The 20,240-nt window shown below is 71.9% G+C and carries 17 protein-coding genes and 2 pseudogenes; 16 read left to right on the top strand and 3 right to left on the bottom strand.

All coding sequences use genetic code 11. The features are described 5' to 3' along the window. Nucleotides 1–53: 53 nt before the first annotated feature. From hrcA to N5I75_RS11335, 9 genes and pseudogenes are all read left to right on the top strand, one after another. Nucleotides 54–1,070: a heat-inducible transcriptional repressor HrcA gene (hrcA, locus tag N5I75_RS11375; RefSeq protein ID WP_476676587.1), complete on the top strand. Its 1,017-nt coding sequence runs from the start codon at nucleotides 54–56 to the stop codon at nucleotides 1,068–1,070. Beyond that, on the top strand, nucleotides 1,071–2,207 hold the full coding sequence (dnaJ, locus tag N5I75_RS11370; RefSeq protein ID WP_476676586.1) for a molecular chaperone DnaJ: 1,137 nt from the start codon (nucleotides 1,071–1,073) through the stop codon (nucleotides 2,205–2,207). It begins immediately after the preceding gene. A gap of 100 nt (nucleotides 2,208–2,307) precedes the next feature. Continuing rightward, a complete protein-coding gene (locus N5I75_RS11365) occupies nucleotides 2,308–3,396 on the top strand; it encodes a nitronate monooxygenase (protein WP_476676585.1) in 1,089 nt (362 codons plus the stop codon). Next, nucleotides 3,393–4,139 carry a 16S rRNA (uracil(1498)-N(3))-methyltransferase gene (locus N5I75_RS11360; RefSeq protein WP_476676584.1) on the top strand — a complete coding sequence of 249 codons (747 nt, stop codon included), beginning with the start codon at nucleotides 3,393–3,395 and terminating at the stop codon, nucleotides 4,137–4,139. Before N5I75_RS11365 ends, N5I75_RS11360 begins: the two co-directional genes overlap by 4 nt. A 148-nt stretch (nucleotides 4,140–4,287) precedes the next feature. Further along, complete coding sequence (locus N5I75_RS11355; protein WP_476676583.1) at nucleotides 4,288–4,857, top strand: hypothetical protein; 570 nt, start codon at nucleotides 4,288–4,290, stop codon at nucleotides 4,855–4,857. Nucleotides 4,858–4,895: 38 nt separating this feature from the next. Beyond that, nucleotides 4,896–8,137, top strand: a pseudogene (locus N5I75_RS11350) (S41 family peptidase). Nucleotides 8,138–8,724: 587 nt separating this feature from the next. Continuing rightward, complete coding sequence (locus tag N5I75_RS11345) at nucleotides 8,725–9,078, top strand: histidine triad nucleotide-binding protein (protein WP_476676582.1); 354 nt, start codon at nucleotides 8,725–8,727, stop codon at nucleotides 9,076–9,078. Nucleotides 9,079–9,099: 21 nt separating this feature from the next. After that, nucleotides 9,100–10,008 (top strand): ribonuclease Z, encoded by a 909-nt coding sequence (locus N5I75_RS11340; RefSeq protein WP_476676581.1) that lies wholly within the window; start codon nucleotides 9,100–9,102, stop codon nucleotides 10,006–10,008. A 36-nt stretch (nucleotides 10,009–10,044) separates the two neighbouring features. Then, the gene (locus N5I75_RS11335; protein ID WP_476676580.1) at nucleotides 10,045–11,076 is read left to right on the top strand and encodes an adenosine deaminase; all 1,032 of its coding nucleotides are present in this window, start codon (nucleotides 10,045–10,047) and stop codon (nucleotides 11,074–11,076) included. Here the strand turns inward: N5I75_RS11335 and N5I75_RS11330 are convergent. Then, nucleotides 11,028–12,416, bottom strand: coding sequence for an MFS transporter (locus N5I75_RS11330; protein WP_476676579.1), 1,389 nt, complete (start codon nucleotides 12,414–12,416; stop codon nucleotides 11,028–11,030). The two genes, N5I75_RS11335 and N5I75_RS11330, sit on opposite strands and share 49 nt — an antisense overlap. 359 nt (nucleotides 12,417–12,775) lie before the next feature. Between N5I75_RS11330 and N5I75_RS11325 the strand changes: the two genes are divergently transcribed. The 7 genes and pseudogenes from N5I75_RS11325 to N5I75_RS11295 all read left to right on the top strand — a co-directional run. Next, nucleotides 12,776–13,891 (top strand): carbohydrate kinase family protein, encoded by a 1,116-nt coding sequence (locus N5I75_RS11325; RefSeq protein WP_476676578.1) that lies wholly within the window; start codon nucleotides 12,776–12,778, stop codon nucleotides 13,889–13,891. Nucleotides 13,892–14,262: 371 nt separating this feature from the next. Further along, the gene (locus N5I75_RS11320; RefSeq protein ID WP_476676577.1) at nucleotides 14,263–15,309 is read left to right on the top strand and encodes a PhoH family protein; all 1,047 of its coding nucleotides are present in this window, start codon (nucleotides 14,263–14,265) and stop codon (nucleotides 15,307–15,309) included. Nucleotides 15,310–15,321: 12 nt separating this feature from the next. After that, complete coding sequence (ybeY, locus tag N5I75_RS11315; protein WP_394434254.1) at nucleotides 15,322–15,819, top strand: rRNA maturation RNase YbeY; 498 nt, start codon at nucleotides 15,322–15,324, stop codon at nucleotides 15,817–15,819. Continuing rightward, complete coding sequence (locus N5I75_RS11310; protein ID WP_476676576.1) at nucleotides 15,816–17,117, top strand: hemolysin family protein; 1,302 nt, start codon at nucleotides 15,816–15,818, stop codon at nucleotides 17,115–17,117. The genes ybeY and N5I75_RS11310 overlap by 4 nt, the downstream gene beginning before the upstream one ends. Next, entirely contained in the window at nucleotides 17,114–17,470 is a 357-nt protein-coding gene (locus tag N5I75_RS11305) for an MmcQ/YjbR family DNA-binding protein (protein ID WP_476676575.1), read from the top strand. The genes N5I75_RS11310 and N5I75_RS11305 overlap by 4 nt, the downstream gene beginning before the upstream one ends. Nucleotides 17,471–17,507: 37 nt before the next feature. Beyond that, nucleotides 17,508–17,861, top strand: a complete 354-nt coding sequence (locus N5I75_RS11300) for a cytidine deaminase (protein WP_476676574.1) — start codon at nucleotides 17,508–17,510, stop codon at nucleotides 17,859–17,861. Nucleotides 17,862–18,179: 318 nt separating this feature from the next. Beyond that, nucleotides 18,180–18,551, top strand: a pseudogene (locus N5I75_RS11295) (transglycosylase family protein); the annotation flags it as partial. Between the two features lie 25 nt (nucleotides 18,552–18,576). On the opposite strand, the gene N5I75_RS11290 reads toward N5I75_RS11295, so the two are convergent. Both N5I75_RS11290 and N5I75_RS11285 read right to left on the bottom strand, forming a co-directional pair. Further along, nucleotides 18,577–18,915 carry a P-II family nitrogen regulator gene (locus N5I75_RS11290; protein WP_476676573.1) on the bottom strand — a complete coding sequence of 113 codons (339 nt, stop codon included), beginning with the start codon at nucleotides 18,913–18,915 and terminating at the stop codon, nucleotides 18,577–18,579. After that, entirely contained in the window at nucleotides 18,912–20,231 is a 1,320-nt protein-coding gene (locus tag N5I75_RS11285; RefSeq protein ID WP_476676572.1) for an ammonium transporter, read from the bottom strand. Before N5I75_RS11285 ends, N5I75_RS11290 begins: the two co-directional genes overlap by 4 nt. Between the last annotated feature and the right edge of the window lie 9 nt (nucleotides 20,232–20,240).

Below are 20,240 nucleotides of genomic sequence, written 5' to 3'. Positions count from 1 at the left end.
ATCGCGACGCAGGTCGCGGCGGTCTCGGAGACGGTTGCTGGAGGTGTGCGCCGATGCTCAGTGAACGCAGGCTCGAAGTGCTGCGCGCCATCGTCCAGGACTACGTCGGCACCGAGGAGCCCGTCGGCTCCAAGGCGCTGACCGAGCGGCACAGCCTGGGCGTCTCACCGGCGACGGTGCGCAACGACATGGCCGCCCTGGAGGACGAGGGGTTCATCGCCCAGCCGCACACCAGCGCCGGGCGCATCCCCACCGACAAGGGGTACCGCCTCTTCGTCGACAAGCTCACCGCGGTGAAGCCGATGACGGGGCCCGAGCGGCGCGCCATCCAGAACTTCCTGGAGGGCGCCGTCGACCTCGACGACGTCGTCGGGCGGACCGTGCGGCTGCTCGCGCAGCTGACGCGGCAGGTCGCGGTCGTCCAGTACCCGTCCCTGACCCGGTCCACCGTGCGCCATGTCGAGCTGCTCGCGCTCGCGCCCGCCCGTCTGATGCTTGTGCTGATCACGGACACCGGGCGCGTGGAGCAGCGGATGATCGACTGCCCGGCGCCGTTCGGCGAGCCGTCCCTGGCGGATCTGCGGGCGCGGCTGAACAGCCGGGTCGCGGGCCGCAAGTTCGCCGATGTGCCGCAGTTGGTGCAGGATCTGCCCGAGGCGTTCGAGGCGGAGGACCGCGGCACGGTCTCGACGGTGCTCTCCACTCTCCTGGAGACGCTCGTCGAGGAGACCGAGGAGCGGCTGATGATCGGCGGCACCGCCAATCTCACCCGCTTCGGACATGACTTTCCCCTCACCATCCGGCCCGTGCTGGAAGCCCTGGAGGAGCAGGTCGTGCTCCTCAAGTTGCTTGGTGAGGTGGGCGATTCGGGCATGGCCGTACGCATCGGCCACGAGAACGCTCACGAGGGACTCAACTCCACGTCCGTCGTGTCGGTCGGCTACGGTTCGGGCGGCGAGGCAGTCGCCAAGCTCGGCGTGGTCGGACCGACCCGCATGGATTACCCGGGAACGATGGGAGCAGTACGCGCAGTGGCACGTTACGTCGGACAGATCCTGGCGGAGTCGTAAGTGGCCACGGACTACTACGCCGTACTCGGCGTGCGCCGCGACGCTTCCCAGGACGAGATCAAGAAGGCCTTCCGAAGGCTCGCCCGTGAGCTTCACCCGGACGTGAATCCGGACCCGAAGACACAGGAGCGGTTCAAGGAGATCAACGCCGCCTACGAGGTGTTGTCGGACCCGCAGAAGAAGCAGGTCTACGACCTCGGCGGCGACCCGCTGTCCCAGTCGGGCGGCGGTGGTGCCGGTGGCTTCGGCGCCGGCGGGTTCGGGAACTTCTCGGACATCATGGACGCGTTCTTCGGGACGGCGTCGCAGCGCGGGCCCCGCTCGCGCACGCGCCGTGGCCAGGACGCCATGATCCGGCTCGAGATCGAGCTGGACGAGGCCGCCTTCGGCACCACCAAGGACATCCAGGTCGACACCGCTGTGGTCTGTGGGACCTGCAGCGGTGAGGGCGCCGCGCCCGGGACCTCCGCGCAGACCTGTGACATGTGTCGCGGCCGCGGTGAGGTCTCGCAGGTCACGCGCTCCTTCCTCGGCCAGGTCATGACCTCCCGGCCGTGCCCGCAGTGCCAGGGCTTCGGCACCGTCGTGCCGACGCCGTGCCCGGAGTGCGCCGGCGACGGGCGGATCCGTTCGCGCCGCACGCTGACGGTGAAGATCCCGGCCGGTGTGGACAACGGGACGCGGATCCAGCTCGCGGGCGAGGGCGAGGTCGGCCCCGGCGGCGGCCCCGCCGGTGACCTGTACGTCGAGATCCACGAGCTGCCGCACCCGGTCTTCCAGCGGCGCGGCGACGACCTGCACTGCACGGTGACCATCCCGATGACGGCGGCGGCCCTCGGCACCAAGGTGCCCCTGGAGACGCTCGACGGCATGGAGGAGGTCGACATCCGGCCCGGCACCCAGTCCGGCCAGTCGGTCCCGCTGCACGGGCGGGGCATCACGCACCTGCGCGGCGGCGGTCGCGGCGACCTCATCGTGCACGTCGAGGTGACGACCCCGCAGAAGCTGGAGCCCGAGCAGGAGCGCCTGCTCCGGGAGCTGGCCAAGCTGCGCGGCGAGGAGCGCCCCACGGGCCAGTTCCAGCCGGGCCAGCAGGGTCTGTTCTCCCGTCTGAAGGACGCCTTCAACGGGCGGTGACGCCTGAGTGCCCGGCTGATGTGCCGCCCCGGGTGGGGCGGCACATGCCAGGCAGAAGCGCCGATTCGGTCACCCGTCCCGTACGTGGCACGATGCCGTCATGTCCTCCGCTCTGACCGATCTCTGCCCCTGTCCGATCGTGCAGGCCCCCATGGCGGGCGGCGGGTCGTCGCCCGCGCTCGCCGCGGCCGTGTCCGAGGCGGGCGGCCTCGGGTTCCTCGCCGCCGGGTACAAGACGGCCGACGGGATGTACCAGGAGATCAAACAGGTGCGGGGGCTCACGGGGCGGCCGTTCGGCGTCAACCTGTTCATGCCGCAGCCCGACCTCGCGGACCCGGCGGCGGTCGACGTCTACCGCCACCAGCTCGCCGGTGAGGCCGGCTGGTACCAGACCCCGCTCGGCGACCCCGACAGCGGACGCGACGACGGCTACGACGCCAAGCTCGCCGTCCTCCTCGACGAGCCGGTGCCGCTCGTCTCCTTCACGTTCGGGTGTCCCACCCGCGAGGTCGTGGAGGCGCTGCGCAAGGCCGGCACCCGTACCGCCGTCACCGTGACGACCGTCGACGAGGCGCTCGCCGCGCAGCGGTCCGGGGCCGACGCCGTGTGCGTCCAGGGCATCGAGGCCGGCGGCCACCAGGGCACCCACCGCGACAACCCCGAGGCCGACGGCAGCGGCATCGGCCTCCTCGCGCTGATCGCGCAGGTACGGGAGGCGGTCCAGCTCCCCATCGTCGCGGCGGGCGGCATCATGCGCGGCGCCCAGATCGCCGCCGTGCTCGCGGCCGGGGCCGACCTCGCCCAGCTCGGCACCGCGTTCCTCGTCACCCCCGAGTCGGGCGCGCCCGCGCTCCACAAACAGGCCATGACCGATCCGCTGTTCACCCGCACCGAGCTGACCCGGGCGTTCTCCGGGCGGCCCGCGCGCGGGCTCGTCAACCGCTTCATGCGCGAGCACGGACCGTACGCGCCCGCCGCGTACCCGGAGGTCCACCACATGACGTCACCGCTGCGCAAGGCCGCCGCCAAGGCGGGTGACCCGCAGGCCATGGCGCTCTGGGCGGGCCAGGGCCACCGGCTCGCCCGGGAGCTGCCCGCCGGACAGCTCGTCGAGGTCCTCGCCGCCGAACTGGGCGCCGCCGAGGCCACGCTCGGGCAGCGCGGCGGACAGCTGGGCGGTAGCGCGTGACCGCCCCGGTGTTCGTGGTCGACGGCCCCGTGCCGGGCGACCGCACGTACGTACTCGACGGCGCGGAGGGGCGGCACGCCGTCTCCGTGAAGCGGCTGCGGGCCGGGGAGGCGCTGGTCCTCACCGACGGGCGCGGGGAGTGGAGCGAGGGCGTCGTCAGCGCCGCCGAGGGCAAGGACCGGCTCGTCGTGGAGGCGGGGCCGGTCAGGTCCGAGCCCGTCGCACGGCCCCGGATCACCGTGGTGCAGGCGCTGCCCAAGGGCGACCGCGGGGAGCTGGCCGTGGAGACGATGACCGAGACGGGCGTCGACGCGATCGTGCCGTGGTCCGCGTCGCGCTGCATCACGCAGTGGCGGGGCGAGCGCGGGGTCAAGGCCCTCGGTAAATGGCGGGCCACCGCGCGCGAGGCCGGTAAGCAGTCGCGCCGGGTCCGCTTCCCCGAGGTGGCGGAGGCGGCGTCCACCAAGGAGGTCGCGGCGCTCCTCGCGGACGCGGATCTGGCCGTCGTCCTGCACGAGGACCGGGACGCGCCGAGCACCGCCCTCGCCTCCGCCGAGCTGCCGGCGGACGGCGAGATCGTGCTGGTCGTGGGGCCCGAGGGCGGAGTGTCGCCGGAGGAGCTGGCCGTGTTCGCGGAGGCGGGAGCAGCTCCGTACCGGCTCGGCCGCAGTGTGCTGCGGACCTCGACGGCGGGGACGGCAGCCGTGGCGCTGCTGCTCGGACGCACCGGGCGCTGGGGATAGTGGCCCTCGCGGACAGTGGCTGCAACGGCTCTACCCGTGCGGGGGAGCCGGTGGCATTCTGCCGTCCATGGGGGAACTGAGGCGGATCAGCGGGGGTTTGCGACGGTTACGGACCCCGGGCGCGCGGCGACGGTCACGGGCGCCTCGTGTGCGGCGTTCACGGGCCCCGCGGGTGCTCGCCGCGGGCGGCGTCGCGGCCGTGGTGGCCGGCGGGGCGGTCGCGTGCCAGCCGGTCGACGGCGAACTCAACACCGCCACCGTCGCCGCGACCACCGACTCCCAGGCCACCCAGGAGCTGAACCGGACGCACGCCGAAGTCGCCTGGATCAGCTGCACGGCGGCGTGGAACGGCCGTACGCCGTCGGGGAGTTCGACGCCGGACGAGGTGAAGGTCGACTGCCGGGGCCGGACCAAGGACGGCAAGGACATCAGGATCGAGGGGTGGATCTACGGGGTCGTGCCCGGCAAGTGCGTGCGCGGCACGACGATCGCCCGCGTCGACAACAAGGTGTGGTTCCGGCTGCAAGTCCTGGGCAACTGCGCGGCGTTGAGCAGCTCCCAGCCGACGTACACGTACACGAAGCCGTCGAAGAAGCCGCAGCCGCAGCAGCCCGCGCCGCACTCCACCCAGCCGGACGCCCCGCGCACCGTGACCGAGACGGTGACGCGGACGGTCAGCGTCCCCGACCCCAACTGCTCGTGCTTTGAAGGGAAATGACCGGCAAAGAGCGATGACGGGCAAATAGAGTGGGCCGGGTGACGAGCCCTGGCTACCTCCGGTTCCCGCATCCGCACGGTGAGACGGTCGTCTTCACCGCCGAGAACGACGTATGGGCCGCGCCCCTCGACGGCGGCCGCGCCTGGCGCGTCAGCGCCGACGACGCACCCGTGAACCATCCACGGATCTCCCCGGACGGCACGACCGTCGCCTGGACGTCGCGGCGCGACGGCGCGCCCGAGGTGCATGTCGCGCCGCTCGACGGAGGAGCGGCCGACCGCCTGACGTACTGGGGCAGCTGGACCACCGGCGTCCGCGGCTGGACGCCCGACGGACGGGTCCTCGCCGTCAGCGCGCACGGACAGGCCACGGGGCGCCGCAGCTGGGCGCGGGCCGTGCCGCTCGACGGCGGCCCCGCCGAGACCCTGCCGTACGGTCCTGTCGGCGCTGTCGCGTACGGTCCCGACTCCGCGGTGCTCCTCGGCTCCGCGCCGATGGGCCGCGAGGCCGCGTACTGGAAGCGGTACCGGGGCGGCACCGCGGGCAAGCTGTGGATCGACCGGGACGGCGGCGGAGAGTTCGTCCGGCTCCATGACGGCCTGGCCGGGAACATCGAGCACCCGATGTGGGTCGGCGGGCGGGTGGCCTTCCTCTCCGACCACGAGGGCACGGGCGCGCTCTACTCCTCCCTCCCCGACGGCTCCGACCTGCGGCGGCACACCCCGCTCGACGGGTTCTACGCCCGTCATGCCGCCACCGACGGCGCCCGGGTCGCCTACGCGAGCGCCGGGCGGCTCTGGATCGTCGACGACCTGAGGATGCCGAGCCGCGCAGTCTCGACGTACGGCTGGGCGGGCAGCGGGCGCACCTCCAGCCGCGCCCCGTCGACGCCTCGTACTGGTTCGGGGCCGCGTCCCCCGACCACACCGGGCGCGGCAGCGCCGTCTCCGTGCGCGGGGCCGTGCACTGGGTGACCCACCGCGGCGGCCCGGCGCGCGCGCTCGCGGCGGAGCCGGGCGTCCGGGCGCGGCTGCCGCACACGTTCCGCGTCGACGGTGAGGAACACGTGGTCTGGATGACCGACGCCGAGGGCGACGACGCCCTGGAGTTCGCCCCCGCGACCGGCGCCGCGCCCGGCGGCACGCCGCGCCGGCTCGGGGCCGGGCGGCTCGGCCGGGTCCTCGGGCTGACCGTCGCGCCGGACGGCGGCCGGGCCGCCGTCGCCTCGCACGACGGGCGGATCCTCCTCGTCGAACGGGACAGCGGCGACGTACGGGAGGTCGACCGCAGCGAGGACGGGCATGCCACCGGGCTCGCCTTCTCGCCCGACTCGGCCTGGCTCGCCTGGTCCCACCCCGGACCGCACGGCCTGCGCCAGCTCAAACTCGCCAACACCGCCGACCTCGCCGTCACCGAGGCGACGCCGCCGCGCTTCAAGGACTCCGCGCCCGCGTTCACCCTCGACGGCAAGTACCTGGTCTTCCTGTCGGCCCGCGCCTTCGACCCCGTCTACGACGAGCACGCCTTCGACCTCGCGTTCGTCGGCGGCTCACGGCCGCACCTGCTCGCGCTCGCCGCGACGACGCCCTCGCCGTTCGGGCCGCAGCGGCACGGCCGGCCCTTCGAGGCGGCGGACGCGCCGGGCGCCGAGACGCCCGACAGCGAGGGGACGCCCGTCACCCGCGTCGACCTGGAGGGGCTCGTCGACCGGATCGTGCCCTTCCCCGTCGAGGCCGCCAGCTACTCGACGCTGCGGACCGCCAAGGACGGGGTGCTGTGGCTGCGCCGGCCCGTGCGCGGCGTCCTCGGCGACTCCCGCGCGGAACGCGGCGACCCCGAGCCCAAGACCCGCCTCGAACGCTACGACCTCGTGCAGCAGCGCGTCGAGGAGATCGGCTCCGACGCCGACTACTTCGAGGTCACCGGTGACGGCAAGCGGGTGCTCCTGTGGACCGGCGACGCCCTGAAGGTCGTACCGAGCGACCGGCGGCCCTCCCACGACGACGACAGCGACACCAACATCACCGTCGACCTCGCCCGGATCAGCCAGCGCGTCGAACCCGCCGCCGAATGGCGCCAGATGTACGACGAGGCCGGGCGGCTCATGCGGGACAACTTCTGGCGGCCCGACATGGACGGGGTCGACTGGGACGGGGTCCTCGCGCGCTACCGGCCGCTGCTCGGCCACATCGCCACGCACGACGATCTCGTGGACCTGCTGTGGGAGGTGCAGGGCGAGCTGGGGACGTCCCACGCGTACGTCGTCCCTGGTGGCGGGGGTGGCTCCGCCGCGCGTCGGCAGGGGCTGCTCGGGGCCGACATCTCCCGGCACCCGCTGCATCCGGACGGGCCCGACGGTGCGTTCCGGTGGGTCGTGGACCGGGTGCTGCCCTCGGAGACGTCCGATCCGCGCGCCCGTTCGCCGCTCGCCGCGCCCGGGGTCGCCGTGCGCGCCGGGGACGCGATCGTGGCGGTCGGCGGGCGGCCCGTCGACCCCGTGGCGGGGCCTGCGCCGCTGCTCGTCGGGACCGCCGGGCAGCCGGTCGAGCTGACCGTGTCGCCCGCGGGCGGGGGCGATCCGCGCCACGTGGTCGTGGTGCCCGTCGCCGACGAGGAGCCCCTGCGGTACCACGCCTGGGTCGCCGACCGGCGGGCCTGGGTCCGCGAGCGCTCGGGCGGGCGGCTCGGCTACCTCCACGTGCCCGACATGCAGGCGCCCGGCTGGGCGCAGATCCACCGCGACTTCGCCGCCGAGGTCGCGCACGAGGGGCTCGTCGTCGACATCCGCGAGAACCGCGGCGGCCACACCTCGCAGCTCGTCGTCGAGAAACTGGCCCGGCGCGTCGTCGGCTGGGACGTCCCGCGCGGCAGCCGCGCCTTCAGCTACCCGCGGGACGCGCCCCGGGGGCCCGTCGTCGCCGTCGCCGACGAGTTCTCCGGATCCGACGGCGACATCGTCACCGCGGCGATCAAGGCGCTCGGGATCGGGCCCGTGGTGGGGGTCCGTACCTGGGGCGGCGTCATCGGGATCGACAGCCGGTACCGGCTGGTGGACGGGACGCTGGTGACCCAGCCGAAGTACGCGACCTGGATGGAGGGGGCCGGGTGGGGCGTCGAGAACTACGGCGTCGAGCCGGATGTGGAGGTCGTCACCGCGCCGCAGGACGCTGGCGCCGGGCGTGACCCGCAGTTGGCGGAGGCGGTACGTATCGCGCTGGCGGAGCTGGAACGAACCCCGGCGAAATCGGCTCCGCCGCTACCGGAACCCTCTGCGGGCTAGCGGCCCGTCGCGGGGTGCGGCGCCGTCGCGGCCGACCGCGCCGTTCCCCGCGCCCCTGGGGTGCGCACTGCGTGCGGCACCGCTCCCGGTTCGTGGTTGCTCGCGCCGTTTTCCGCGCCCCTGGGCATGCGGCTGCGCCGCGATGCCCTCCGGGCGGTCGTCCGCCATACGTCCCGCCGCGGTGGCTGGTCGCGCAGTTCCCCGCGCCCCTGGAGCATGCGGCTTCGCCGCAGCCCCATGGGACGCGTTGCACGTGCGCCCCTCCGAAACGCACCCTTGCGAGGGGCGCATCACGCGCGCCCCTTTGAGATGGCGCACGAAGTGCGCATCTCAGGGGCGCGGGGAACTGCGCGAGCAACCACGATGGCGCGGTAGTCGGCGACGTACCTAGGGGCGCGGGGAACTGCGCGAGCAACCACGGTGGTGCGGTAGTCGGCGACGTGCCCAGGGGCGCGGGGAACTGCGCGAGCGGCCACGATGGCGCGGTAGTCGGGCGTGTAGATGCGCATCGCAGATGGGCTCGCCCGTCCAGCCGGGCTGATCGATACGATGCCGCCGTACTCAATGACCCGCAAAGGAGACCCGTCGTGACCGGCGAACCCCAGGCGGACTGCCTGTTCTGCAAGATCGTCGCGGGGGACGTACCCGCCACCCTGGTCAGGGAGACCCCGACCACCGTCGCGTTCCGGGACATCAACCCCCAGGCCCCGACGCACGTCCTGGTCATCCCGCGCGTCCACCACCCGGACGCCGCCTCCCTGGCCGCCGCCGAACCGGAGGTGGCCGCGGACGTGCTCCGCGAAGCCGGCGAGGTCGCCAAGGAGGAGAAGCTGGAGAGCTACCGCCTCGTGTTCAACACGGGCAGCGGCGCCGGCCAGACCGTCTTCCACGCACACGCCCACGTCCTGGGCGGCCGCGGCCTCCAGTGGCCCCCCGGATAACGGATCCCGGGACAACCCACCGTGTCCGTGAGGGAATTCGTCGTGCTCGGCACCGCAAGCCAGGTGCCGACACGCCACCGCAACCACAACGGCTACCTGCTGCGCTGGGACGCCGAGGGCATCCTCTTCGACCCCGGCGAGGGCACGCAGCGCCAGATGCTGCGCGCCGGGGTCGCCGCGCACGACCTGAACCGGATCTGCGTCACCCACTTCCACGGTGACCATTCGCTCGGTCTCGCGGGTGTCATCCAGCGCATCAACCTCGATCGCGTACCGCACCCCGTGACCGCCCACTACCCGGCCTCCGGGCAGCGGTTCTTCGACCGGCTGCGGTACTCCACCGCGTACCGGGAGACCGTCGACATCGCGGAGGAACCGGTCAGCGGGGACGGCGCCGTGCTCGCCGACACACCTGCCTACCGGCTGGAAGCGCGGCGCCTCTCGCACCCCGTCGAGTCGTACGGCTACCGCCTGATCGAGCCGGACGGCCGCCGCATGCTGCCCGAGCGGCTCGCCGCGCACGGCATCGCCGGGCCCGACGTGGGCCGGATCCAGCGCGAGGGCCGGATCGGCGACGTCACGCTCGACGACGTCAGCGAGGTGCGGCGCGGGCAGCGCGTCGCGTTCGTCATGGACACCCGGCTGTGCGACGGAGTCACCGAGCTGGCCGAGGGGTGTGACCTGTTCGTCATCGAGTCGACCTTCCTCGACGAGGACGAGCGGCTCGCCACCGATCACGGGCATCTGACCGCCGGGCAGGCCGCCCGCGTCGCCCGCGACGGCGGCGTGCGCCATCTTGTCCTGACCCACTTCAGCCAGCGCTACACCGACCCCGACGCGTTCGCGCGGCAGGCGCGCGCCGCCGGGTTCGACGGCGAGCTGACCGTCGCCCGCGACCTGGACCGCGTACCGGTCCCGAAGCGGCGCTGACCTCGGACGACCGCAGGGGATGCGTACGATGCTCGGATGTCCCTCGCACCACTCGCACGCATCCCCAAGGCCGAGCTCCACCTGCACATCGAAGGCACCCTCGAACCCGAGCTGGCCTTCGCCCTCGCCGACCGCAACGGCATCACCCTGCCGTACGCCGACACCGAGGCCCTGCGCAAGGCCTACCTCTTCGACGACCTCCAGTCCTTCCTGAACCTCTACTACGAGCTGATGGCCGTCCTCATCACCGAGGACGACTTCGAGGCGCTCGCCGACGCCTATCTGGCGCGCGCCGCCGAGCAGGGCGTCCGGCACGCCGAGATCTTCTTCGACCCGCAGGCGCACACCGCGCGCGGCGTCGCCATCGGCACCGTCATCGATGGGCTCGGGCGGGCGCTCGACCGCAGCGAGGAGCGGCACGGGGTCTCCACCAAGCTCATCATGTGCTTCCTGCGCGACCAGTCCGCCGAGTCGGCGATGGAGACCCTGGAGGCCGCGAAGCCGTACCTCGACCGGATCGTCGGCGTCGGCCTCGACTCCGCCGAGGTCGGCAACCCCGCTTCCAAGTTCCGTGACGTCTACGAGGCCGCGGGCGCGCTCGGGCTGCGGAAGGTCGCGCACGCGGGGGAGGAGGGCGACCCGTCGTACGTGTGGGAGGCCCTCGATGTGCTGGGTGTCGAGCGCGTCGACCACGGGCTGCGGTCCCTGGAGGACCCCGAGCTCGTCGCCCGTCTCGTACGGGACCGGATTCCGCTGACGCTCTGCCCGCTGTCGAACGTGCGGCTGCGCGCCGTAGACGTCCTGGAGGAGCATCCGCTCGTCAAGCTGATGGACGCCGGGCTGCTGTGCACCGTCAACTCCGATGATCCGGCCTACTTCGGTGGATACGCCGGTGACACCTTTCATGCCGTTCATGAGGCTCTGGCACTCAGCCACGAACGGCTGCGGGAGCTCGCCCGCAACTCGTTCGTGGCGTCCTTCCTCGACGGCAGCGCGGAGGACGAGGCGCGGCGCGCCCGTTACCTCGCCGAGGTCGAGGCGTATCCGCTGGACGACATCTCGGGCTGAAGCCCGTCCGGGCCCGCCGTCGTGAACTCGTCCTGTGTGAACGCGGTCGCCGGGGCGGCGGGCGTCTCCAGAGCGTGGATCTCCACCTCCACCACCGGCTGTTCGAGCAGGCCCGACGGAGGGACCATCGCGCCGACCGGGGCGCCGCTGCGGCGCCTCGCCGCGCCCGCGAAGAGCGGACGGCCGCCCGTGTGCAGCGCCACCGCCGTCAGCGGCACCGCGAGCAGCAGCAGGGTGACGGCCAGCGCCGCGCCCATCGCCGGGAAGCCGACCGCCTGCGACAGCGAGCTGCCCACCAGCGGGCCGCACGCCGTGCCGAGCGACGACGCCGAGCCGACCAGGACCGCCCAGCGGCCCCGCGGGTCGAGCGACGCGGCCAGGCCGAGCAGGTACGAGAGCACCACCGGGTAGAGCGTGTTCCAGGCGATCTCGCCCGTCGCGAAGGTGGCCAGGCCGTCGGCGCGGGCACTCAGCGCGATGCAGCAGGCGATCGCCGCCGTGCCGGCGCCGATCGGCAGCGCGCGGCCCATCCGGGTGCCGAGCGCGCCCGCGCCCAACACCCCGAGCAGGCCCGTGCCGAGCGCGATCGCGAACACGCTGCCCACGGTGACCTCGCTCAGGCCCGCCTGGACGGTGCCGATGCGGCTGCTCACGCCCCACAGCGAGTTCTGCGCCATCGACCAGCAGACGATGACGGCGGCGAGCGCCGCGCCCGAACGGGCGTGAGGGAGCGGGCTCTTGAGGGACGGGTCCGCGTGGGTGTGGGTGTGGGTGTGGGTGTGGGCGGTCGGCGTGTCCGGGCCCGCGGGCGCCGACAGGCGGTGCGTCGCCGGCCAGACCGCGAGCGCCGTGACGGCCAGCGCCGCGAACGGCAGCGCGTGGCCCGCCGGGCTGATCCGCGGGATCGACAGATACAGGGCGCCCGCCAGCGCCGAGACGCTCAGCAGGCCGAGCGTCGACGCGCGGTGCGGGTCCTTCTGCGCGGCGATCCCGGTGGCCGCGACCGCCGTCGCCGTGCCCGAGCCGAAGCCGCCGATCATCGCACCCGCGACGACCAGGGGGACGGACGTGGAGAGCGCCGCCGTGCCGTAGCCGACAGCCGCCATGAGGAGGCCCGCGCGGGCGGCGCGGCGGGCGCCGACCCGTTCGACGCGGGCCGCGAGCGTGAAGCCCGCACCGGCCGAGCTCAGCAGCAGCGCGCTGCCGATCAGGCCCGCCTGCGTCGGGGAAAGCCGCAGGCTGTCGGCGAGCCGGCCGACGACGGTGGGGAGGAGGTATGCAGCGAGATAGCCGGCCGTGAAGAGGGCGATCAGTGCGGGCCGGGGAGCGCGCGAAGACACGGGCAGTCCTGTGAACGGACCCCCCTGCCTTGGGCGCTGTACTGGACCGGTTTGGGGCAAGGGGGTGGTAAGGAAAAGGGGGTTGGGGGCGCGACGTCTTTGCGAACGGGACCGAACCGGGGACGTTGGGGCGCGGCCAATTTGTATCAAGGCGCGGGGGGTTCACAGAAGTCGGGGCTGTGTGACCTGCGGCACATTTGGTTTGGGGGTGGGGGTGCCGGGTAGCGGCCGTTGTTTTGGGGTTCGGAGCCGTTCCTTCGGCGTTCACCCGGCTTTGCCGGCCGCGTCATGTCGACCGCCCTGGTGCCGGGGTGCCTCATGCACACTGTCCGGACCCGTACCTCTGCAGGGAGAAGGACGTGACCCACCCCGAACCGGCCCGGCCCGAAGCGGCGCACACGGACCCTCTCGCGGCCCTTCGCGCGCCCGGCGACCCCGCCTGCGACGTGTACCTCACCGGCACCGTCTTCCTCGACATCGTCTTCACCGGGCTCGACAGCGCGCCCGTGCGCGGCACCGAGTCCTGGGCGCGCGGCATGGGGTCGAGCCCCGGGGGCGTCGCCAACATGGCGGCGGCGCTCGCGCGGCTCGGGCTGCGGACGTCGCTGGCCGCCGCGTTCGGGGACGACCACTACGGGGAGTACTGCTGGGACACGCTCGAGCGGGGTGAAGGGATCGATCTCAGCTACTCGCGGTCCGTGCCCGGGTGGCACTCGCCCGTCACCGTCTCCATGGCCTACGAAGGCGAACGCACCATGGTGAGCCACGGGCACGAGCCGCCGCCCGAGGAGCCCGCGCCCCGGTGTCCGCCTCGTGCGCGGGCCGCCGTGGCGTCGCTCGTGCCGGGGGTCGCCGCGCCCTGGGTGGGGGAGGCCGCGCGGAACGGGACGCGGATCTTCGCGGATGTCGGGTGGGACGAGAGCGGGCGGTGGGATCTCGGGGCGCTTGCGGATCTGCGGCAGTGCGAGGCGTTTCTGCCCAACGCGGAGGAGGCGATGCGGTACACCCGTACGTCGTGTCCTCGGGATGCCGCGCATGCGTTGACGGAGTATGTGCCGTTGGCCGTCGTCACCCTCGGGGCCGAGGGGGCCTATGCCGTGGACGGGCGGACCGGGGAGACCGCGTCCGTGCCGGCCATCGAGGTCGCCGCGCTCGATCCGACCGGGGCGGGGGATGTGTTCGTCGCCGGGTTCGTGACCGGGACGCTGGCCGGGTGGCCGCTGGCGGACCGGCTCGCGTTCGCCGGGCTGACCGCGGCGTTGTCCGTGCAGGAGTTCGGGGGGTCGTTGTCGGCGCCCGGGTGGTCGGAGGTGGCGGCCTGGTGGCGGCAGATCCATGCGATCGAGGAGCGGGGGGAGCAGGATCCTGCGGCGCTGGAGCGGTACGCCTTTCTTGAGCCGTTGCTGCCTGAGGCCGCGCGGCCGTGGCCCCTTCGTCGTGCGGTGCCGACTATCGGGTTCGGGCGGTCCGCGTGAGCGGGGATGGTGGTGCGGGGACGGGCGGGGTATGTCCGTCCTCGCCATCTTGAGGGCATCGCCCGTTGCTTCGGGCCTCGTCACCGCGTGCTGAGGTGCTGCGGGCGGACATACCCCGCCCGTCCCCTCCCGTCCGTTCAAGCCGCTCCCGCATCAATCAAGCCCCTCCGGCGATTGAGGAGCGGGGTCCGGGGCGGAGCCCCGGGGCTGGGGCACAGCGCGGGGTGCGAGATAGACCGGCCCAATAGAACCCGGGGCTCCGATGAGCAGCGGCGCTAAAACACTTCGGGTCACCGAGCGGAGCGTCGTACGCTGGGAAGCACATCAGACATCGGCTGTCACAAGGAGAATGCGGCCCTCAGAGCCCGCCCATGACGCAGACACCATCCAGCGCACGCGCGCAGTTCACCGTCCCGGCCAAGCACCCGATGGTCGAGGTCCTGGGCTCCGGTGATGCTTTGTTGCGTGTGATCGAGGAGGCCTTCCCGGAGGCCGATATCCATGTCCGGGGCAATGAGATCAGCGCTACGGGCGAGCCCAGGGAAGTCGCTCTCGTTCAGCGCCTGTTCGACGAGATGATGCTGGTCCTGAGGACAGGGGCACCGATGACAGAGGACGCCGTGGAGCGGTCCATCGCCATGCTGAAGGCCACGGAGAGTGGTCAGGGGGATGGGAGTGAGACCCCGGCTCAGGTGCTCACGCAGAATATTCTGTCCTCGCGCGGGCGCACCATCCGGCCGAAGACGCTCAATCAGAAGCGGTACGTCGACGCCATCGACAAGCACACCATCGTCTTCGGGATCGGGCCCGCCGGTACCGGTAAGACCTATTTGGCCATGGCGAAGGCTGTGCAGGCCTTGCAGTCCAAGCAGGTCAATCGGATCATTCTGACCCGGCCCGCCGTCGAGGCGGGGGAGCGGCTCGGGTTTCTGCCGGGGACCTTGTACGAGAAGATCGATCCCTATCTGCGGCCTCTGTACGACGCCCTGCACGACATGCTCGACCCCGATTCGATTCCGAGGCTGATGGCCGCCGGGACCATCGAGGTCGCGCCGCTCGCCTACATGCGTGGTCGTACGTTGAACGACGCCTTCATCATTCTCGACGAGGCTCAGAACACCAGCCCCGAGCAGATGAAGATGTTCCTCACCCGGCTCGGGTTCGACTCGAAGATCGTCATCACCGGTGACGTCACCCAGGTCGACCTGCCGAGCGGGACGAGGAGCGGGTTGCGGCAGGTGCAGGACATTTTGGAAGGGCTCGACGACGTGCACTTCTCGCGGTTGTCGTCCCAGGATGTCGTCCGGCACAAGCTGGTCGGCCGTATCGTCGACGCGTACGAGAAGTACGACACCGCGAACGGTACGGAGAACGGCACCCACAAGGGCCGCTCTTCCAGAGGGACCCAAGGAAAGTAGTTCGAGAGCCCCATGTCGATCGACGTCAACAACGAGTCCGGAACCGAGGTCGACGAGCAGGCGATCCTCGACATCGCCCGCTACGCGCTCGCGCGGATGCGCATCCACCCGCTCTCCGAGCTCTCGGTGATCGTCGTGGACGCGGACGCCATGGAGCAGCTGCACGTCCAGTGGATGGACCTGCCGGGGCCGACCGATGTCATGTCCTTCCCCATGGACGAGCTGCGGCCGCCCATGAAGGACGACGACGAGCCCCCGCAGGGGCTGCTCGGCGACATCGTGTTGTGTCCTGAGGTCGCTACCCGGCAGGGGGCGGAAGCTCCTACGCAGCACTCCATGGACGAGGAGCTTCAGCTTCTGACTGTGCATGGGGTGCTGCATCTGCTCGGGTACGACCATGAGGAAGCCGACGAGAAGGCCGAGATGTTCGGGCTTCAGGCCGCCATCGTGGACGGCTGGCGTGCGGAGAAGGGGCTGAGCGGGCCGTCCCCGGCGCCGACCGTGTCATGAGTCTTTCGCTGATCGCGGGCGCCGTCGCCCTGGTCGTCGTCGCCTGGCTCGCCGCCTGCGCCGAGGCCGGTATCGCCCGCACCTCCAGTTTCCGCGCCGAGGAGGCCGTACGGTCCGGGCGGCGCGGCAGCGCCAGACTCGCCCAGGTCGCCGCCGATCCGACCCGGTATCTGAACGTCGCATTGCTGGTGCGCGTTGCCTGTGAGATGGCTGCCGCCGCTCTGGTCACTTATGCGTGCCTTGAGGAGTTCGCCGTCACCTGGCAGGCGCTGCTCGTCGCCATCGGTGTGATGGTGCTCGTGTCCTATGTGGCGGTCGGAGTTTCGCCCCGGACCATCGGGCGGCAGCATCCGCTCAATACCGCCACCGCTGCCGCTTATGTGCTGCTGCCGCTCGCTCGGGTCATGGGGCCCATTCCGCCGCTTCTCATCCTGATCGGTAATGCCCTCACTCCTGGTAAGGGGTTCCGGCGCGGGCCCTTCGCCTCCGAAGCCGAGCTGCGGGCCATGGTCGACCTCGCCGAGAAGGAGTCCCTCATCGAGGACGAGGAGCGCCGCATGGTGCACTCCGTCTTCGAGCTCGGGGACACGCTCGTGCGCGAGGTCATGGTGCCCCGTACCGATCTCGTCGTCATCGAGCGGTACAAGACCATTCGGCAGGCTCTCACCCTCGCTCTGCGGTCCGGGTTCTCCCGGATTCCGGTGGTGGGGGAGAGCGAGGACGACGTCGTCGGCATCGTTTATCTCAAAGATCTTGTTCGGAAGACCCATATCAACCGGGATTCCGAGGCCGAGCTCGTCTCCAGTGCCATGCGGCCCGCCACCTTCGTGCCGGACACCAAGAACGCCGGTGATCTGTTGCGCGAGATGCAGCAGCTGCGCAATCACGTCGCCGTCGTCATCGATGAATACGGTGGTACCGCCGGGATCGTGACCATCGAGGACATCCTCGAGGAGATCGTCGGCGAGATCACCGACGAGTACGACCGTGAGCTGCCGCCCGTCGAGGAGCTCGGCGACGACCGCTTCCGGGTCACCGCCCGGCTCGACATCGGGGACCTCGGCGAGCTGTACGGCATCGAGGAGTACGACGACGAGGACGTCGAGACCGTCGGCGGGCTGCTCGCCAAGGCGCTCGGCCGTGTGCCCATCGCCGGTGCCTCGTCCGTTGTCGTCCTGCCCGACGAGCGGCGGCTGCGGCTCACCGCCGAGGCCGCCGCCGGGCGGCGGAACAAGATCGTCACCGTGCTCGTGGAGCCCGTCCCCGCGGACGGCAAGAAGGAGGCGGGCGAGGAGTGACGTCCGAGGAGCTGCGCGCCCTGTGCCTGTCGTTCAACGCGGCGGTCGAGGAGTTTCCCTTCAGTCCCGAGATCTCCGTCTTCAAGGTGCTCGGGAAGATGTTCGCGCTCAGCTCCCTCGACGGGGAGCCTCTCGCCGTCAACCTCAAATGCGATCCCGAGGACGCCGTACGGCTGCGTGAGGAGTACGCGGGCGTCGTCGTGCCCGGCTGGCACATGAACAAGCGGCACTGGAACACCGTGACCGTCGGCGGACTTCCTGATCAGTTGGTGCGGGAGTTCGTCGAGGACTCCTACGATCTCGTCGTCGCCGGGCTGCCGCGCGCCGAGCGGCTGCGGCTCGACCGGCCCTGAGCGTCCCCGGCCGCGCGCTGCTCCTTATGCTCACCCCATGACTGAGAGCACCGACCTCGGCCCCGAGGACCGCAAGATCGTCACCCTGGCCCGTTCCGCGCGGGCCCGCAACGGTGTGCCCGAGGGCGCCGCCGTGCGCGACGAGACCGGGCGCACGTATGTCGCCGGGACCGTCGCGCTCGACTCCCTGAAGCTCAGCGCGCTGCGCACCGCCGTCGCCATGGCCGTCGCCTCCGGCGCCCAGTCCCTGGAGGCCGCCGCCGTCGTCTCCGGCGCCGATGCCCTGCCCGAGGAGGACGTGGCCGCCGTGCGCGATCTCGGCGGCGCGGGTACGCCCGTCTTCCTCGCGGGGGCCGACGGGACGGTGCGGGAGACCGTTCACGCCGGCTGATGGATGTGGGGACCGTCACATCGGCCCAGGTCAGGGGCGTCGGTCCCCGTACGTGAGGGTGAGTGGCGGCCGGGTTCCAGGGCCCCGTGGAGGGGGTCAAGGACTTTCGGCCGGGGGCTTTCGACCTCCTCGGGGCCGGGTCCGAAGAGAGGGCGGAGGTCCTTTCCGCAGGGCCTGTGACCCCTGGGAGCGGGGGTGGAGCGCGGGTCATGGTGGAGCGGTCGCCCGGCGCGGAAAGCGTTCGACAGCGGCCCCGGATCTGGATTCGGATCCGGGGAGCGCGCCGCGGCCGTCATCGTCCCCGAACAAAGGCTTCTCGTGATTTTCTCCGCCCGTACCACCGCTGCCCGTACCTCCCGCGTCCGCCGTCTCGCCGCCACCGGTGCTCTCGCCGGTGCCGCCGGTGCCATGGTGCTCGCGGGTACGAGCTCGGCCTCCGCGGCGACGAGCGCCCCCGCGCACAACTGGGACGCCGTCGCCCAGTGCGAGTCCACCGGCAACTGGGCAGCGAACACCGGCAACGGCTTCCACGGCGGTCTGCAGTTCACGTCGTCCACCTGGGCCGCCTACGGCGGCACCAAGTACGCCCCGAACGCGGACCAGGCCACCAAGGCCGAGCAGATCTCCGTCGCCGAGAAGGTCCTCGACGCCCAGGGCCAGAACGCGTGGCCCGTCTGCGGCAAGAACCTCTGAGACGGACGAACGCCGGAGGGGCTCAGACCGCGTCTGGGCCCCTTTCGCCTGTCCGGACCCTGATCACGCTCTCCACCGGTACCGCCCACACCTTGCCGTCGCCGATCTTGCCCGTGCGGGCCGCGCGGACGATCGCGTCCATCGCCGGGTCCGCGTCCGCGTCGTCGACCACGACCTCGATCCGCACCTTCGGTACGAGGTCGACCTGGTACTCCGCGCCCCGGTACACCTCGGTGTGGCCGCGCTGGCGCCCGTAACCGCTGGCCTCGGTCACCGTCAGACCGTCCACGCCCAGCTCCTGCAGCGCCGTCTTGACCTCGTCCAGGCGGAACGGTTTGACGACCGCGGTGATCAGCTTCATGGCGCGACCTTTCGGGCGGCGGGGGCGGACGCGGGGTGGACCGTGGCGCCCAGGACGCCGTGATCGTACGCACTCTCCGCGTGCACCGTCTGGTCCAGGCCCGTCAGCTCCTCCTCGGCCGACGCCCGGAAGCCCATCAGCTTGTGGAGCGCCTTCCCGATCCCGTACGTCACCAGGAACGTGTACGCCGCCACGACCACGATGGCCGAGAGCTGTTTGCCCAGCTGGCCCACTCCGCCGCCGTACAGCAGGCCCTCCTTCGCCGACGAGCCCGTCATCGCCGAGGTCGCGAACAGGCCGATCAGCAGCGTGCCCACCACTCCGCCGACGAAGTGCACGCCGACCACGTCCAGCGAGTCGTCGTAGTGCAGCTTCAGCTTCCAGGCCACCGCGTACGAGCAGACGACCCCGGCGGCGAGTCCTACGACCGCCGCGCCCACGACTCCCACCACGCCGCACGCCGGGGTGATCGCCACCAGGCCCGCCACCGCGCCGGACGCCGCGCCGAACGTCGTCGGGTGGCCGTCCCTCTTCTGCTCCACGAACAGCCAGCCGAGCAGGCCCGTGCAGCCCGCGATCAGCGTGTTGAAGAGGGACGCGGCGGCCAGGCCGTTCGCGCCGAGGGCCGAGCCGCCGTTGAAGCCGAGCCAGCCGAACCAGAGCAGGCCCGCGCCCATGACCACCATGGGGAGGTTGTGCGGGCGCATCGCTTCCTTCTTGAAGCCCGCGCGCGGGCCGAGCACCAGGCACAGGGCCAGGCCCGACGCGCCCGAGGCGATCTCGACCACCAGGCCGCCCGCGAAGTCGAGGGTGCCGAGGTGGTGCCCGATCCAGCCGCCGGGGCCCCACACCCAGTGCGCCACCGGGACGTATACGAGCAGCGCCCACACCGGGACGAAGACCAGCCACGCGGCGAACTTCGTGCGGTCCGCGACGGCACCGCTGATCAACGCCGCCGTGATGATCGCGAACGTCAGCTGGAAGGTCGTGAAGAGGAAGGTGGGGACCGTGCCGGTGAGGGACCCCGGGCCGATGCCCGCCATGCCCGCGTGCTCCAGGCCGCCGATCAGGCCCGCGAACGTGTCGTCGCCGAAGGCGAGCGAATAGCCCGCCACCAGCCAGACCACCGTCACCAGCGCGATCGAGACGAAGCTCATCATGAGCATGTTGAGGACGCTCTTCGCGCGGACCATGCCGCCGTAGAAGAGGGCGAGGCCGGGCGTCATGAGGAGGACCAGGGCCGTGGCGGCGAGCAGCCAGGCGGTGTCGCCGGTGTCCAGGGCGGGAGCCGCGAGGGGGAAATTCGTGGCAGGCATGCGCTTCAG

This window comes from Streptomyces sp. R818, assembly GCF_056172735.1.
Note: the sequence above shows the minus strand (reverse complement) of the source record. Positions and strands in the feature narration are given on the sequence as shown.